The organism is Nocardia sp. NPDC004654 (genome assembly GCF_040609595.1).
Classification (GTDB): Bacteria; Actinomycetota; Actinomycetes; order Mycobacteriales; family Mycobacteriaceae; genus Nocardia.
On record NZ_JBEXKI010000003.1, the window covers coordinates 523762 to 537371 of the forward strand.

Annotated in this window: 12 protein-coding genes and 1 tRNA gene; 6 read left to right on the forward strand and 7 right to left on the reverse strand. The window is 68.4% G+C overall.

What is annotated here, in order from left to right:
• Window positions 1-178: 178 nt before the first annotated feature.
• Together ABZV58_RS12270 and ABZV58_RS12275 are read right to left on the reverse strand one after the other, a co-directional pair.
• Window positions 179-1162: a LuxR C-terminal-related transcriptional regulator gene (locus ABZV58_RS12270; RefSeq protein WP_355000197.1), complete on the reverse strand. Its 984-nt coding sequence runs from the start codon at window positions 1160-1162 to the stop codon at window positions 179-181.
• Between the two features lie 236 nt (window positions 1163-1398).
• Window positions 1399-2202, reverse strand: coding sequence for a M23 family metallopeptidase (locus tag ABZV58_RS12275; RefSeq protein ID WP_355000198.1), 804 nt, complete (start codon window positions 2200-2202; stop codon window positions 1399-1401).
• 274 nt (window positions 2203-2476) lie between these two features.
• Between ABZV58_RS12275 and ABZV58_RS12280 the strand changes: the two genes are divergently transcribed.
• Window positions 2477-3541 carry a nitronate monooxygenase gene (locus ABZV58_RS12280; protein WP_355000199.1) on the forward strand — a complete coding sequence of 355 codons (1065 nt, stop codon included), beginning with the start codon at window positions 2477-2479 and terminating at the stop codon, window positions 3539-3541.
• A gap of 68 nt (window positions 3542-3609) precedes the next feature.
• Window positions 3610-4002, forward strand: coding sequence for an SCO5389 family protein (locus tag ABZV58_RS12285; protein ID WP_355000200.1), 393 nt, complete (start codon window positions 3610-3612; stop codon window positions 4000-4002).
• Between the two features lie 164 nt (window positions 4003-4166).
• Here the strand turns inward: ABZV58_RS12285 and ABZV58_RS12290 are convergent, their stop codons facing one another.
• Complete coding sequence (locus ABZV58_RS12290; RefSeq protein ID WP_355000201.1) at window positions 4167-5630, reverse strand: NAD(P)/FAD-dependent oxidoreductase; 1464 nt, start codon at window positions 5628-5630, stop codon at window positions 4167-4169.
• Between the two features lie 114 nt (window positions 5631-5744).
• Between ABZV58_RS12290 and ABZV58_RS12295 the strand changes: the two genes are divergently transcribed.
• The 3 genes from ABZV58_RS12295 to ABZV58_RS12305 all read left to right on the forward strand — a co-directional run bounded on the left by ABZV58_RS12295 (window position 5745) and on the right by ABZV58_RS12305 (window position 9164).
• The gene (locus ABZV58_RS12295; RefSeq protein WP_355000202.1) at window positions 5745-6137 is read left to right on the forward strand and encodes a metalloregulator ArsR/SmtB family transcription factor; all 393 of its coding nucleotides are present in this window, start codon (window positions 5745-5747) and stop codon (window positions 6135-6137) included.
• On the forward strand, window positions 6134-7369 hold the full coding sequence (locus ABZV58_RS12300) for a cation diffusion facilitator family transporter (RefSeq protein WP_355000203.1): 1236 nt from the start codon (window positions 6134-6136) through the stop codon (window positions 7367-7369). The genes ABZV58_RS12295 and ABZV58_RS12300 overlap by 4 nt, the downstream gene beginning before the upstream one ends.
• Window positions 7370-7526: 157 nt before the next feature.
• Window positions 7527-9164, forward strand: a complete 1638-nt coding sequence (locus tag ABZV58_RS12305) for a long-chain fatty acid--CoA ligase (RefSeq protein WP_355000204.1) — start codon at window positions 7527-7529, stop codon at window positions 9162-9164.
• Window positions 9165-9510: 346 nt separating this feature from the next.
• On the opposite strand, the gene ABZV58_RS12310 is transcribed toward ABZV58_RS12305, so the two are convergent.
• A complete protein-coding gene (locus ABZV58_RS12310; RefSeq protein WP_355000205.1) occupies window positions 9511-10734 on the reverse strand; it encodes an AI-2E family transporter in 1224 nt (407 codons plus the stop codon).
• Between the two features lie 89 nt (window positions 10735-10823).
• A complete protein-coding gene (locus ABZV58_RS12315; protein ID WP_355000206.1) occupies window positions 10824-11669 on the reverse strand; it encodes an alpha/beta hydrolase in 846 nt (281 codons plus the stop codon).
• Between the two features lie 53 nt (window positions 11670-11722).
• Here ABZV58_RS12315 and ABZV58_RS12320 point away from each other — a divergent pair, with 53 nt between their 5' ends.
• Window positions 11723-12334, forward strand: a complete 612-nt coding sequence (locus ABZV58_RS12320; protein WP_355000207.1) for a TetR/AcrR family transcriptional regulator — start codon at window positions 11723-11725, stop codon at window positions 12332-12334.
• 461 nt (window positions 12335-12795) lie between these two features.
• On the opposite strand, the gene ABZV58_RS12325 is transcribed toward ABZV58_RS12320, so the two are convergent.
• Together ABZV58_RS12325 and ABZV58_RS12330 are read right to left on the reverse strand one after the other, a co-directional pair.
• The gene (locus tag ABZV58_RS12325; protein WP_355000208.1) at window positions 12796-13149 is read right to left on the reverse strand and encodes a DUF6086 family protein; all 354 of its coding nucleotides are present in this window, start codon (window positions 13147-13149) and stop codon (window positions 12796-12798) included.
• A gap of 252 nt (window positions 13150-13401) precedes the next feature.
• Window positions 13402-13474, reverse strand: a tRNA-Arg gene (locus tag ABZV58_RS12330).
• Window positions 13475-13610 lie beyond the last annotated feature (136 nt).

Here is a 13610-nt window from a genome sequence, read left to right on the forward strand (position 1 = left end):
GATCAGTCCCCGCCCATCCTGAACTGCCGTGGGTCGGCGCGGTCCGAGCAATCACATCAGTGTAGGCGGGCGGCCGCAACAGGCCGACCGGTCTGATCTACTCGGTTACCAGACCAATCGTTGACGCTTGCGCCGCGTTACACCCTGGTCGAGGCTACCTTCACCCTTTTGTGGCAGCTCACAGCCACCCTCGGCGGGTGGCTTGTACACCGGCCTGGAAGCGAGTACTCGCACCGAGGCGTTCCAACAGGCGGGCGGTGCGGCGGACCACCGTGCGGCGGGACATGCCGAGCCTGCGGGCGATCGTGTCGTCGGTGGCGCCGAGGCCCATGAGGGTGAGGATCGCTTTGTCGCGGTCGTCGAGTTCGTCGGCGCTCGGGTTCACCGAGATCGGCGCGGCCAGCGACCACAGCACGTCGAAGGTGCGCACCAGCAGGCGCAGCGCGGGAGATCCGGTGAAACGCAGACCCATCGGGTCGGGACGGCGTTCGTCGGCGTGCAGCACCAGGTTCGCCCGCTCGTCGTCGACGATGATCAGTTTGAACGGCGGTTCGGGCAGCGTGCGCGCTTGAGCGCCGCTTGCGTTGGTGGACAGCGCATGCCGTAGTCGTTCCGCGTCCTGGTAGATCGTGTCCTGGTAGAGGGTCTGATAGCGGATGCCCTCGCCGAGCCTGGCCCGCTTCAGCAGGTATTGCTGGTTCTCGCGCTCGATGTCGCTGAGGTAGGGGCCGCGTTCGATGATCTTGACCGAGGTGCGCGCCGAGGTCTGCATCTCCTCGAAGTCGGCCAGCATCTCCAGGCGTTCGAAGACCGGGACCACAGATCCGTTGCCGCGCGGCGAACGTCGCACCGAGCGGAACGTCTCGCTGAGACGCGCTGCCGCGGCGTGCATCTGGTTGATCTCGTGCTGGCGGCGCCGAGCCTCGGTCTCGGACAACGATTCCGGGGCGTGCGCGTCCCAAACCGGTTCACCTTCGGCATCTTCGAGCCGGACCGCGGCCTGCAACGCACAGAGAAGTTCGAGGGTGGCGGCGGCCTCTTCCGGCGTCACGTCGAGGTAGCGCGCGATATCGGCGAGGCCGGATCGGGGGTGGTGCACCAGCACGGCGTAGGCGCGCCCGTGCGGTGATCCCGGCTCGAAGATATCGCCCAGATCGGTCACGAAGCGAGCCTAACGGGCGCTGTCGGACGCCAGTCCGACGTCAACCGGCGCACGGCCAGAGCGAAGGCGGAGATACGCCGAATCGGTACTGCCGAACGCCGATCCGTCGTCAACCCGAACATGGCCGCAGCGAAGGCGGAAGTACGCCCGACCGGCGCTGCCGACGGCGGGATCAGACCGCGGATGGCCGCGGCGGAGGCGGAGCTACGCCTGAATCGCACTGGTGGACAGCGGAATCAGTGGGCGGAGGGGCCCCAGTGCATCGGGACGCCCTTGGAAGCGAGGTACGGCAGCGGGTCGATCTTCGCGCCGCTCTGGTCCCAGATCTCCAGGTGCAGGTGCGGGCCGGTGGACTGGCCGCGGTTGCCAACGGAGGCGATCACGTCGCCCGCGCGGACCCGCTGGCCCTCCGCGACGTACATGTCGTTGACGTGGCCGTAGACGGCGGTGGTGCCGTCGTCTTGCAGTACCCGCACCCACAGGCCGAAGCCGGAGGCGGGACCCGCCTCGATGACGGTGCCGTTGCTGACCGAGTGGATCGGCGCGCCGAGCTGGTCGGCGAAGTCGATGCCGTAGTGGAACTGGCCCCAGCGGGTGCCGTAGCCGGAGCTGATCGCGCCGGCGACCGGGCGCACCGCGGGCGCGGGAGCGACCTGCTGGTGCACGCCCTTGAGGATGTCCTCGACCTGGGCCAGCGGGCCAGCGATCTCGGGCGGCAGGTTGTTGAAGCCGAACGGGGCGGCGACGGGCGCGGCCACCTGGGTCGCCTCCGGCGCGGGGGCAGCGACCTCGGCGACCGGCGCCGCGACCTGCTTGGCCGCCGCGACGTTCTGGATGTCGGCGGTGCCCTTGAAGGTGATCTCGTCCGCGGCCTGGTCGGCGTCACGCGACGGCGCCAGCGGGGAGGCGTTGGCGATGGCCGGGGCGACCTGGGCGACACCGCCGATCAGCGCACCGGCGGCGACGGCCGCACCCGCGGCCGCACGAACCCGCTCGACCTGCGACGACTCGGCGCGGTGCCGCGTCGGCCGACCCGTCACGCCATCGCCGATGAGGCTCTCGACCGTAATGGAACTGGGGCCTACCCGGTGCTGCGACAATGCTTCGTCCTAGCGTCCGACTACATTTCGGAACGAAGGCCGCCGCGTCGCGAACGAGATACCGGTGAAGTCGTGAGGCCCGAGGGCTCAGGTTTCCCGGTGACCGAAGTTTGTAACGTTTCGGCATCCGTTGTGACGGGAACTCTACCCTGTCGTGACCATTCCGCAACCTTCGATCGCGAAGTCGCAGGTGAGGGCTGGATCACAGGTCTCGATGGGCGAGACTTGGACCGTGATCATCGACGAATTGCGCGTCCCGATCGTGCTCGCCCCGATGGCGGGCGGCCCGTCCACCCCCGAGCTGACCGCCGCGGTCGCGGAAGCGGGCGGACTCGGCGTGCTGGCCGCCGGTTACCTGAGCGCGGCCGACACCGCCGCCCGGATCGCCGCCACTCGCACCCTGACCGACGCGCCGCTCGGCGTGAACCTTTTCGCGCCGGGACCGCCGACCCCGCCCGCCGAGTACGCGGACTACCTCGCCGAACTCGGCGCCGGCCACGAGCTCGGCGCGGCGAAGCACGACACCGACGACTGGGACGCCAAGCTGGATCTGCTCGTCGAGTCACCGGTCGCGGCCGTCACCTGCACCTTCGGCTGCCCCACCGCCGCCGAGGTGAACCGGCTGCACGCGGTGGGCTCGGAGGTCTGGGTGACCGTCACCTCGGTCGCCGAGGCCGAGACCGCGGTGGCCGCGGGCGCCGACGTGCTGATCGCCCAGGGCGCCGAGGCGGGCGGACACCGCGCCACCTTCGTCGACCGGGTGGCCGACGACGCCGCCGATCCGCTCGGCCTGCTCGCCCTGCTGCAACTGCTCACCGCCGCGGTGGACCTGCCGATCGTCGCCGCGGGCGGCATCGCGACCGGCGCGGGCATCGCCGCCGCGCTCGCCGCGGGCGCGTCGGCCGCGCAGCTCGGCACCGTCTTCCTGCGCTGCCCCGAGGCGGGCACCAACCCGGTGCATCGCGCCGCACTGCCGAGCACCGCCGCGACCATGCTGACCCGCGCGTTCACCGGACGGCGCGCCCGCGGCCTGCGCAACGAGTTCATGGACTCGCACAGCGCGACGGCGCCCGCCGCGTATCCGGAAATCCACTATGCGACAGGGCCGTTGCGGGCCGCCGCTCGCGCCGCGGGCAACCCCGAGGAAGTGAACCTGTGGGCTGGCCAAACCCAAGCGCTGACGCCGGAGCTACCCGCCCGCGAACTGATCGCCGAGCTGGCCGCCGCGACGAAAACCGCACTGAACTCGGCACTTTCGCGGCGAATCCAGGATTGTTGACAACCACTTTCGATTAGACTTCAGGGGCATCGCACCGCCATCCACCCCTTCCCAAGGAGGAGAGCGCTATGTCCCTCGATGTTCCCGCCGCACTGCTCGAACGCGCCGAGCGTGGCGAAGTCGACGACGCCGAATTCGTCGAATGTGTCCGGAACTCGCTGCCCTACGCCTGGGAAGTCGTGAGCCGGGTGGCCGGTGAACTGAAGTCGGGCACGGCCGAATTCGCCGACAACGTGGTCCCGCCGCCGGACGAGGTGGCCCGGGGTCAGCTGCTGCGCGCCCTGGCCTCGGACGCCATCCGCGGCGGCCTGGAGCGGCACTTCGGCGTGAAACTCGCCTTCCAGAACTGCCACCGGGTCGCGGCCTTCCCGATCGCGGCGGTGGGCGGCGAGACCTACCGCACCTTCATCGGCACCAGGGCGCAGCTACTCAACCAGAGCCCGGAGCTGCGCAACTGCTGAGGTGTCGCTCGGGGCAGTCCTCCGTGACGCGCGCACGGCGGGATCGGAGGTACGCCTGGAGACGTGGCGCTGTCGGCGGTTGGGGCCGACAGCGCCCGTCGGACAAGGGGATTCGCCCCCGCTCGGTCGGTGCAGGAGGACGACCGAACGGGGGCGTTTCGCGTTCAGACGCCGACCCGAGCCTCGTCGTAGTCGGACGGCTCGAAAGTCCTTGTCTTCCAGCGATACAGGACCGTGGCCCCGGGCCAGTTGTTGGTGATGCGCCCCGCCGCGTTGCGGTACCAGCTGGAGCAGAAGTTCCACGGGGTGTCCTTCAGCCGCCGCTGCAGCCAGTCGTCCCACCGCTGTTCGACCTGCGCGCGGGCGGCGAGGAAGCGGCCAGGGTGCTCGGCCAGATACTCCACCACCTGCCGGATGTAGCGGGCCTGCGACTCCAGCATGTAGATGATCGAGCCGGAGCCGACATTGGTGTTCGGCCCGTACATCATGAACATGTTCGGGAAATTCGGGACCGAAAGGCCCAGGTACGCACGGGCTCCCGCGTCACCCCAGACATCGGCGAGCTTACGGCCGCCGAGGCCGTAGATGTTCATGGGGGCAAGGAACTCGGTGCCCTTGAAACCGGTGCCGTAGACGATCACGTCGACCGGGTGCTCGACGCCGTCGGCGGTGCGGATGCCGGTCGGCGTGACGGCTTCGATCGCCGTCGTCTCCACCGTGACATTCGGCTGCGCGAGCGCGGGAAAGTACTCGTTGGAGAACAGGCCGCGCTTGCAGCCCGCCGCGTAATCGGGGGTCAGCTTCGCGCGCAATTCCGGGTCGGGGACCTGCTTTTCGCGGTGCCGGTCGGCCAGCGCGATCACCGGGGACTTGATGGCCGGGATGTCGGTCAGCGCGAGTGCGAGCACCTCGAAGAACGACCAGATCGCGAACCGCTCGGCCCACCGGCTCGGCGGAAAGTACTTGAACAGCGCGTGGTGCAGCCCGTTGTACTCGACATCCGGCTTGGGCAGCACCCAGGCCGCGGAACGCTGAAAGAGCGTGAGGTGCTCGACCTTCGGCTGGATGCGCGGAATGTATTGAATCGCACTGGCTCCGGTGCCGATGCAGGCCACCCGCTTGCCGGTCAGGTCGACCTCATGGTTCCACTCGGCGGAGTGGAAGGCCACGCCGGTGAAGGTGTCGATGCCGGGCAGGTTCGGCAGCGCGGGCCGGGACAGCTGGCCGACCGCGGGAATCAGGACGTCGGCACTCAGCTCCGCGCCGTCCGCGGTGGTGACCCGCCAACGGGCGGTGCCCTCGTCGAATTCGGCGTCGGTGACCTCGGTGCCGAAACGGATGTAGCGGGCCAGGTCGTGCTTGCGCGCGACGCCGCGCATGTAGTCGTGGATGTCGCGCTGTTCGGAAAAGCGCCGCGGCCAATCGGATTTGGGCTCGGAGGACCACGAATACAGCGGTGAGGGCACATCGCAGGCCGCGCCCGGATAGGTGTTCTCCCGCCAGACCCCACCGAGATCGGCGGCCCGTTCCAGGATGGTGAAGTTCTCCAGCCCGGCGCGCCGCAGCTCGAGCGCCATGCCGAGCCCCGCGAACCCGGCCCCGATGATGATGATGGACGGCGTTGACATGCTTCGAGGGTAAAGCGGGCGACGTCCGCCACCGAGGCATCAGCGGTCACCTAATCGACATTTTCGGCCACGTTGTCCATGGCCACTGGGGACATGCTGTTCTATTATCTGCGTATGAATGCAGATAGCGACCAACCGCGGTTGCCGCTCGCCGAGGACCAGGTCGGGCTGGTCGTCGAGGTGTTCCGGATGCTGGCCGAGCCGACCCGCGTGCAGCTGCTGTGGGCGCTGGTCGATCGCGAGCTGTCGGTGAACGACCTGGCGGGCGCGGTCGGCAAGCCCGCGCCGTCGGTCTCGCAGCACCTGGCGAAGCTGCGGATGGCCCGGCTGGTGCGGCCGAGGCGGGCGGGCACCACGATCTTCTACAGCTTGGAGAACGAGCACGTCCGCCAGCTGGTGGTGGACGCTGTGTACAACGCCGAGCACGCCGGACCCGGCATCCCGCCGCACCACCGCGGCGACGGCGCGGTGGTCGAACTGCCGAATCGGAATCGAGCGGCGCGGTGACTCATACGAAACGGCAAGCGGGACAGAGCTCGTCGGCGGCCACCGGCGAGAACCGTGAGGCCGAGCGCCACGGGCACGAACACGGGCACGGGCACGGCCATGAGCACGAGCACGACGGCGGCCCCGAGCACTGGCGCGCGCATGAGCACGACCGCGAGCACGGGCACGGGCACGGCAACGAGAACGGTTACGACCACGGTGACGAGCACGGGCACAAGCAAGGCCACGGGCATCGGCGCGGCCACACGCACGCGCACGGCCACACGCACGAGGACGGCCATGGGCATGTAGGCGGCCTTCGGGGCGCGCTCCGGGAGATCTTCGTCCCGCACCGCCACGACGCCGCCGACAGCATCGACGACGCGCTCGAGGCCAGCGCGGTCGGCATCCGCGCGGTCAAGCTCAGCCTCGCGGTCCTCGGACTCACCGCCGCACTCCAGGCGGTCGTCGTCGCGGCCTCGGGGTCGGTGGCGCTGGCCGCCGACACCATTCACAACTTCTCCGACGCGCTCACCGCGGTGCCGCTGTGGATCGCGTTCGCACTCGGCAGGCGCGCGGCCACACGCCGCTACACCTACGGCTTCGGCCGGGCCGAGGACCTCGCCGGGCTCTTCGTCGTCGCGATGATCGCGCTCTCGGCGCTGATCGCCGGGTACGAGGCGGTGCGCAGGCTGATCAATCCGGTGCCGATCGACCACCTCGGCTGGGTCGCGCTGGCCGGGCTGATCGGGTTCCTCGGCAACGAGACCGTGGCGCTCTACCGCATCCGGGTCGGGCGGCGCATCGGGTCGGCGGCCCTCGTCGCGGACGGATTGCACGCGCGCACAGACGGTTTCACCTCGCTGGCGGTGCTACTCGGCGCGGGCGGTGTGGCACTGGGCTTCCCGCTCGCCGATCCGATCGTCGGCCTGCTGATCACGCTGGCCATCCTGGCCGTGCTGCGCACCGCGGCGCGCGACGTCTTCCACCGGCTCATGGACGGGGTCGAACCGAGCCTGGTGGCGAGCGCGGAGCGGGCGCTCGCGGCCGAGCCCGGCGTCGAGGGCATCCGCAGCCTGCGCATGCGCTGGATCGGGCACCGGCTGCACGCGGACGTCGAACTGGACATCGAGCCGACCATCACCCTGGCCGACGCGCACCGTCTCGCGCACGAGGCCGAGCATACCCTCACGCACGCCGTGCCGAAGCTCGACACCGCCTTGGTACACGCGTATCCGGCCCATATCCATTGACAGCTCACGCTTTTCGACGGCCGCGCTGACCTGGGAAAACTGAGGGCATATGCCCCGGCTTTTGATTTCGGTCACGGCCGGTCGCGGTGTGACGACGGTTCGGTAGCATCGCCGATGTGACGTGGCTCATGCCGGCCACGAGGATAAGGAGTACCCGATGTTGAGCACCATGCAGGACGAGCCGCTCTCGCTCGCGACGCTGCTGAAGTACGCCGCTACCTTCCAAGGCGACAGCACCGTGTCCACCTGGACCGGCACGGGCGTGCGCACGATGACCTACCGCGAGATGGGCGCCGAGGCGGCTCGGCTGGCGAACGCGCTGCGCGGGTTCGGCATCGGCGTCGGTGATCGGGTCGGCACCTTCATGTGGAACAACAACGAGCACATGGTCGCCTACATCGCCGTCCCCGCCATGGGCGCGGTGCTGCACGCGCTCAACATCCGGCTGTTCCCCGAGCAGGTGGTCTACGTGGCCAATCATGCCGAGGACCAGGTCGTCATCGTGGACGGCACCCTGGTGCCGATGTTCGCCCAGCTTCTGCCGAACCTGAAGACGGTGCGCCACGTCATCGTCGCCAACGGCGACGCGTCCGCGTTGCAGGCTCCCGAAGGCGTGCAGGTGCACTCCTACGCCGAGCTGCTCGCCGCCCAGCCCGACACCTTCGACTTCCCGGTGATCGACGAGAAGTCCGCCGCCGCAATGTGTTACACCTCGGGCACCACCGGTGATCCGAAGGGCGTCGTGTATTCGCACCGCTCCAACTGGCTGCACGCCATGCAGGTCTGCTCCCCGATGGGCATGGGCTTCACCGGAGCCGACTACGTGCTCGCCATCGTGCCGCTGTTCCACGCCAACGCCTGGGGCCTGCCCTACGCGGCGCTGATGTCGGGCGCGAACGTGCTGATGCCGGACCGTTTCCTGCAGCCGGGACCGCTGCTGGAGATGATGGCCGACCAGCAGCCGACCTTCGCCGCGGCCGTCCCGACCATCTGGGGCGGCGTGCTGGCGGGTCTGGCCGCCAAGCCGCAGGACATCTCGCACCTGCGCACCGCGGTGGTCGGCGGTTCGGCGGTGCCGCCGTCGATGATGCGCGCCTTCCAGGAGCAGCACGGCATGCGCATCCTGCACGCCTGGGGCATGACCGAGACCTCGCCGCTGGGTAGCGTCGCGCACCCGCCCGCGGGCGTCACCGGCGAGCAGGAGTGGGAATTCCGTTACACGCAGGGCCGTTTCCCCGCCAGCGTGCAGGCCCGGCTGGTCGGCGACGACGGCAGCGTGGTGCCCAACGACGGAGAATCGCTGGGCGAGTTGGAGGTTCGCGGGCCGTGGATCACCGCCTCCTACTACTCCCCCGACGGCGGGGTGATCGACCCGGACAAGTTCGACGACGGCTGGCTGCGCACCGGCGACGTCGGCAAGATCAGCCCGAACGGCTACCTCACGCTGGTGGACCGCTCCAAGGACGTGATCAAGTCCGGCGGTGAGTGGATCTCCTCGGTGGACTTGGAGAACGCCGTCATGGGCCACCCGTCCGTCGCCGAGGCCGCCGTCATCGGCGTGCCGGACGAGAAGTGGGACGAGCGGCCGCTGGTCGCGATCGTGCTGAAGGAAGGCACCGAGGCCAAGGCCGAGGAGCTGCGCGACTTCCTCGCCGACAAGTTCGCCAAGTGGCAGCTGCCCGAGCGGTGGACGTTCATCGCGGAGGTGCCCAAGACCAGCGTCGGCAAGTTCGACAAGAAGCGCCTGCGGGCCCAGTACGCGGATGGTGATCTGACCGTCACCACGCTGTCCTGAGTTGATCGCGAAGCCCGGTTCCGTTGTGCGCCAACGGAGCCGGGCTTCGTGCTGACAGCGACAGGTTCCGCCCCCCGCGCGCGATCGGATTCCGGCTTCGCTGCGTGCCACATACCAGGCCTCGCGCGGTCAGGAACCCTGGTCTCGCTGCGCGCCACCGGGTCGAGCCTTGCGCTAGTGCCGCGTCGAGAATGGGCGCGTAGCCGACCGAAGGCCCCTTCATCCCGCCAAACCGACTGGAGTGACCTTCATTCACCCGACCTGCGCGCCCCACGAACTGGCCGAGGGCGACCTTCACCGCCGTAACCGGAGCCTGTGCAAGTCGCTGAAAGCGGGCAAAAGGCTGTCAGGGCGCTGGATCGGCTCCGGCTCGACGGGCGCGTTTGGCCTGGGCGCGGTCGATGCGCGGATCTTCCGTGACCTCATAGCGTTTCAGGTACAGGCTCACGAAGGACTGCACGGTGGCGGTGGCCGGGATGGCGAGCAGCGCACCCACCGCGCCGAGCAGCGCGCCACCCGCGAGCACAGCCAGCAGGGCGACGGCCGGGTTGACGTCGACGGTGCGCGCGGTGAGCTTCGGTTGCAGCACGTAGTCCTGGAACTGCTGGTAGACGATGACGAACAGAATCACCCAGACCGCGTCCAGCGGCCGGATCGTGAGCGCGACCAGCACCGGAAGCACGCCGGCGAGATAGGTGCCGACGGTCGGCACGAACGAGGCGACCACGCCGAACCAGACGCCCATGGCGATCGCGTTGGGCACGCCGAGCACCGCGAGGAAGACGCCGTGCGCGATCGCGGAGATCACCGCGAGCAGCGCGCGTGAGTAGAGATAGCCGCCCGTCTTCTGGATGGCGAGATCCCAGGCGCGCAGCACCGCGTCCTGCCTGGTCGGCGGCAGCAGCGAGCACAGCGACCGCCGCAGCCTCGGCCCTCCCGCGGTGAGATAGATGCTGAACAGAGCGATCAGCAGCAGCTTGGCCAGCCCGCCGACGATCGTGGCGGACAGGCCCCAGGCATGGTTGGCCGCGCGCTCGGCGTAACCGGCGAGGGTGTCGGTGTCCTTGGTCAGCTGTTCGCGGAGCTGGTCGAGGGTGAAGTCCTGGTCGAAGGTGCGGTTCACCCAGTCGACCAGGTCGTCCACCAGCCGCGGCAGCTCGATCACCAGGTCGTGGACGGTCTCCACCAACAGGATTCCGAGCGCGAAGACGAACCCCGCGACGAACAGGAACACCAGCACGAACACCACCGCGGTGCCGAGTCCACGGGACATGCCGCGCGCGTCCAGACTGTCCACCGCGGGTTCCATCGCCAGCGAGACGAAGAACGCCACGAACAGCACGAGGAACAAGCCGATCAGCCGGTGCGCCGCCCAGTCGAGCAGCTGGAAGGCCCCTAGTAAGAGGAAGGCCAGCACCAGCGCCCTCGGCAGCCAGGCGGGCATCCGGGCACGGTCTCGCGTGGAAACCGGCTCCTTGCGCGCCGCGACCTCGGAGCCCGTGGGCTCCGATGCCTCGGGACCCGGCTCGGCGTCGGGCGGGTGGGCGGCCACGAGCCCAGTGTTGTCCATCCCGCCCTGAATCCCGGGTTGCGACCCGCGCCGGATTCGGGCCGTTCGCTTTAGCTGTGCTGTGTCCCTTGGCCGCTATGCGGTGTGGTTCAGCGCTGGGCTCTGTCGCCCGTCAGGAATGCGGAGATGGCCGCGCCGACCGCATCGGGTTGGTCGAGCATCGACAGCACGTAGGCGTCCTCGATCTCGATCAGCCGGGCGCGCGGGATCAATTCGGCCAGTCGGTGCCCGTGCTCGCGCGGCATCACCTTGCCCGCCGAGGACCACAGGATGAGCGCGTCGCCCGAAAAATCGCGCAGCGCTTCGGCGTTCGCGATGAGCTCGGGCTTCGGGAAGCCAGATTTGGTGTAGGCGAGCAGGTCTCGACGGATCCGCTTGTCGCGCAGGCCGGGCTCGGTCCAGCCGCGCATCAGTTCGTCGGAGAGTGGAGTGCGCGCCATCCAGCCGAACAGCAGCGGCGAGGCGCGAAGCCACGGTACGCGTAATTGCCGCAGCGCCAGCGTTATTCCGCCGGGAACAGCGGTCGCGAGGGCGGCCATCTTGCCGGGCAGGCCGGGCGGGAAGTTGTCGAACGCCTCGCACGGCAGCACGATCAACCTGCCGACCCGCTCGTCCAGGCCGTAGGCGGTGAGGAACAGGCCGCCGCCCCAGTCGCTGTGCACGAGGGTCACATCGCGCAGGTCGAGCGCGGCGAGGAAGTCCGCGATGAGCTGATTCAATCCGCGCAGACTCAGGTCGACGCCCGGCTTCAGCGGAATCGGATGCGCGCCGAGCGGCAGGTCCGGCAGCACGTACCGGAACCCCGCGGGCAGCCGGTCGAGCACCGAGTCCCAGACCGTGTGGTTCATCAGCAGCCCGTGCAGCAGCACCACCGGCGGCCCGTCGCCGCGCTCCACATAGTGCAGTTGACCAGCGGGAAGATCGACCGTCGGCATCGGTTTCCTCCATTCGAGCGATCGCTCTAGAGTATTTGCTCTAGTCTGGAACGGTGACCGAGAAGATGTCAACAGGCACTCGCGACCGCCTGGTCACGGCCATGGCGGAACTGATGCGCACGCGCGGCTACAGCGCGACCAGCGTCAAGCAGATCACCGTGGCAGCAGCCGCGCCGATGGGCTCGCTCTACCACCACTTCCCCGCGGGCAAGCCGCAAATCGCCGCCGCCGCCCTGCGCACCTCCGGCGCTGCCTACATCCAGCTACTCCCCCTGCTCATGGACCCCTACGACGACCTACGCGTAGCAGTGCCCGCCGCCTTCACCGCCGCCGCCGAACAGATCGAACAGACCGACTGGATCAACATGTGCCCCGTCGGCACCGTCGCGGGCGAGATCGCCGACAGCGAGCCGGAATTGCGCGAGGTCGCGGCGGAGGTCATCGGATTCTGGATCGAGGAAGGGACGGACTACTTCGTCCGCCGCGGCGTCGACACCGGCGCGGCCCGCGACCTGATCCTTGCGATCCTCAGCGCGCTGGAGGGCGCTTTCGTGCTGAGCCGGACCCTGCGATCGGCGGAGCCGTTGCATTCGGCCGGGCGGGCGATGGGGGCGCGGGTGGAGGACGTGTTGACCCAAGCAGGTGCGGCGGCCCGGCCACAGTAGGAGCACGTCGGCGGCGGTTTGCGACGTCGTTCATGCCGGCCGGTAGGCCGCGCAGCCCTCGGGCCGAAATTGATGCAGTCGGCGACGGCCGCGATACCACCAACATCGATGCGGTGGAGCGCGAGACGTCCCACCCCACTTTCCGCCGGGCCTCGGGCAGCGCGCGAATCGGCGGCGGTGGCTCCGTTCCGCGGGTCCTCAGTCGTGGACTCGGACGACAGAGGCGTGCACATCTGTTCCGGGTTCCGCGCTGAAGCTGACACGCTCGACTACCTTGTGAGATCGACGCTGTTCGCCCGCAGAATGAACCGTTCGGTGTGACGGTTGGCCAGCGATGATGAGGGGAACGAGCGATCGCTTCAGCGACCTTGGGTCCGATCGGGTCGGCTTTCGTGGCCCGGGCAAGGTTGGCGTGGTGGATCAGCCCCGCGCAGGGCGTCGACGATCTGGGCGGGCCAGCGCTACCTCGGCATCCCAAGGCTGGTTGCCCATGAGATGAAAGCACCTTCTTCATTAGATTTTGGCGTCAGCGGGCGTTTGCAGTAGTTGAGGATGTTCACAGCCGGGCCAAGTGTCGCGCCCAGCATTGCCTTGAAAGCAGCGTTTTGGGATGAGAAGTATTCGTTGAAGATGACCAGCGTGGTCTTCTCGAAGACTTCGAGGTCTATCTCGTACATATCGCTGGCGATCGCCGTTAGACCAGTTGCCACGTTCAAAACCGAACAAATATCGGTGTGTATACGTACGAACAGTTCGCCCACCCGCAATGCCGGGCTCCATACTGTTTGGTCATCGACGTCGAATACGTAGCTCATAATTCCCTAGCTGACTAGCCCGACCGCGAAGAGTGCATCACACCCCAGGCCATTGGCGAAGCCGCAAGGGGCGGCGGTGGGCGTCCTGGAGACGATCGGGTACGGATGTCCCGTTGACCGATGCGTTTCCATGTTCGCTGTGCCCTACCACTCCACAGGGGTGAACGCGACTGACCGGGCTTTCGTGATGAGACTTCCTCGGAATCACGAAGTAGAAGCCGTTGACCTGCGGAAATCGTTGTCACAGGTTTATGCCCTCGGCAGGATTCGAACCTGCGACACCCGCTTTAGGAGAGCGGTGCTCTATCCCCTGAGCTACGAGGGCTGACCTGGTGGTGGTGTGCCGACCCGGACGGCGGGGAGTCTACCGGGTGGCGGGCTGAGGAACAGCATGGACGTTTGGGGCGCGACGCGCGTGGCGATCATGTGTTCGAACTCTGGCCCGATGACCGCCGGTTCGG

Bases quoted from the DNA above. Each gene is read 5' to 3' on its own strand.
- ABZV58_RS12285 (WP_355000200.1), top strand. From the start codon at position 3,610: ATGTCCCTCGATGTTCCCGCCGCACTGCTCGAACGCGCCGAGCGTGGC.
- ABZV58_RS12290 (WP_355000201.1), bottom strand. From the start codon at position 5,630: ATGTCAACGCCGTCCATCATCATCATCGGGGCCGGGTTCGCGGGGCTC.
- ABZV58_RS12315 (WP_355000206.1), bottom strand. From the start codon at position 11,669: ATGCCGACGGTCGATCTTCCCGCTGGTCAACTGCACTATGTGGAGCGC.
- ABZV58_RS12305 (WP_355000204.1), top strand. From the start codon at position 7,527: ATGTTGAGCACCATGCAGGACGAGCCGCTCTCGCTCGCGACGCTGCTG.
- ABZV58_RS12310 (WP_355000205.1), bottom strand. From the start codon at position 10,734: ATGGACAACACTGGGCTCGTGGCCGCCCACCCGCCCGACGCCGAGCCG.
- ABZV58_RS12295 (WP_355000202.1), top strand. From the start codon at position 5,745: ATGAATGCAGATAGCGACCAACCGCGGTTGCCGCTCGCCGAGGACCAG.
- ABZV58_RS12280 (WP_355000199.1), top strand. From the start codon at position 2,477: ATGGGCGAGACTTGGACCGTGATCATCGACGAATTGCGCGTCCCGATC.
- ABZV58_RS12325 (WP_355000208.1), bottom strand. From the start codon at position 13,149: ATGAGCTACGTATTCGACGTCGATGACCAAACAGTATGGAGCCCGGCA.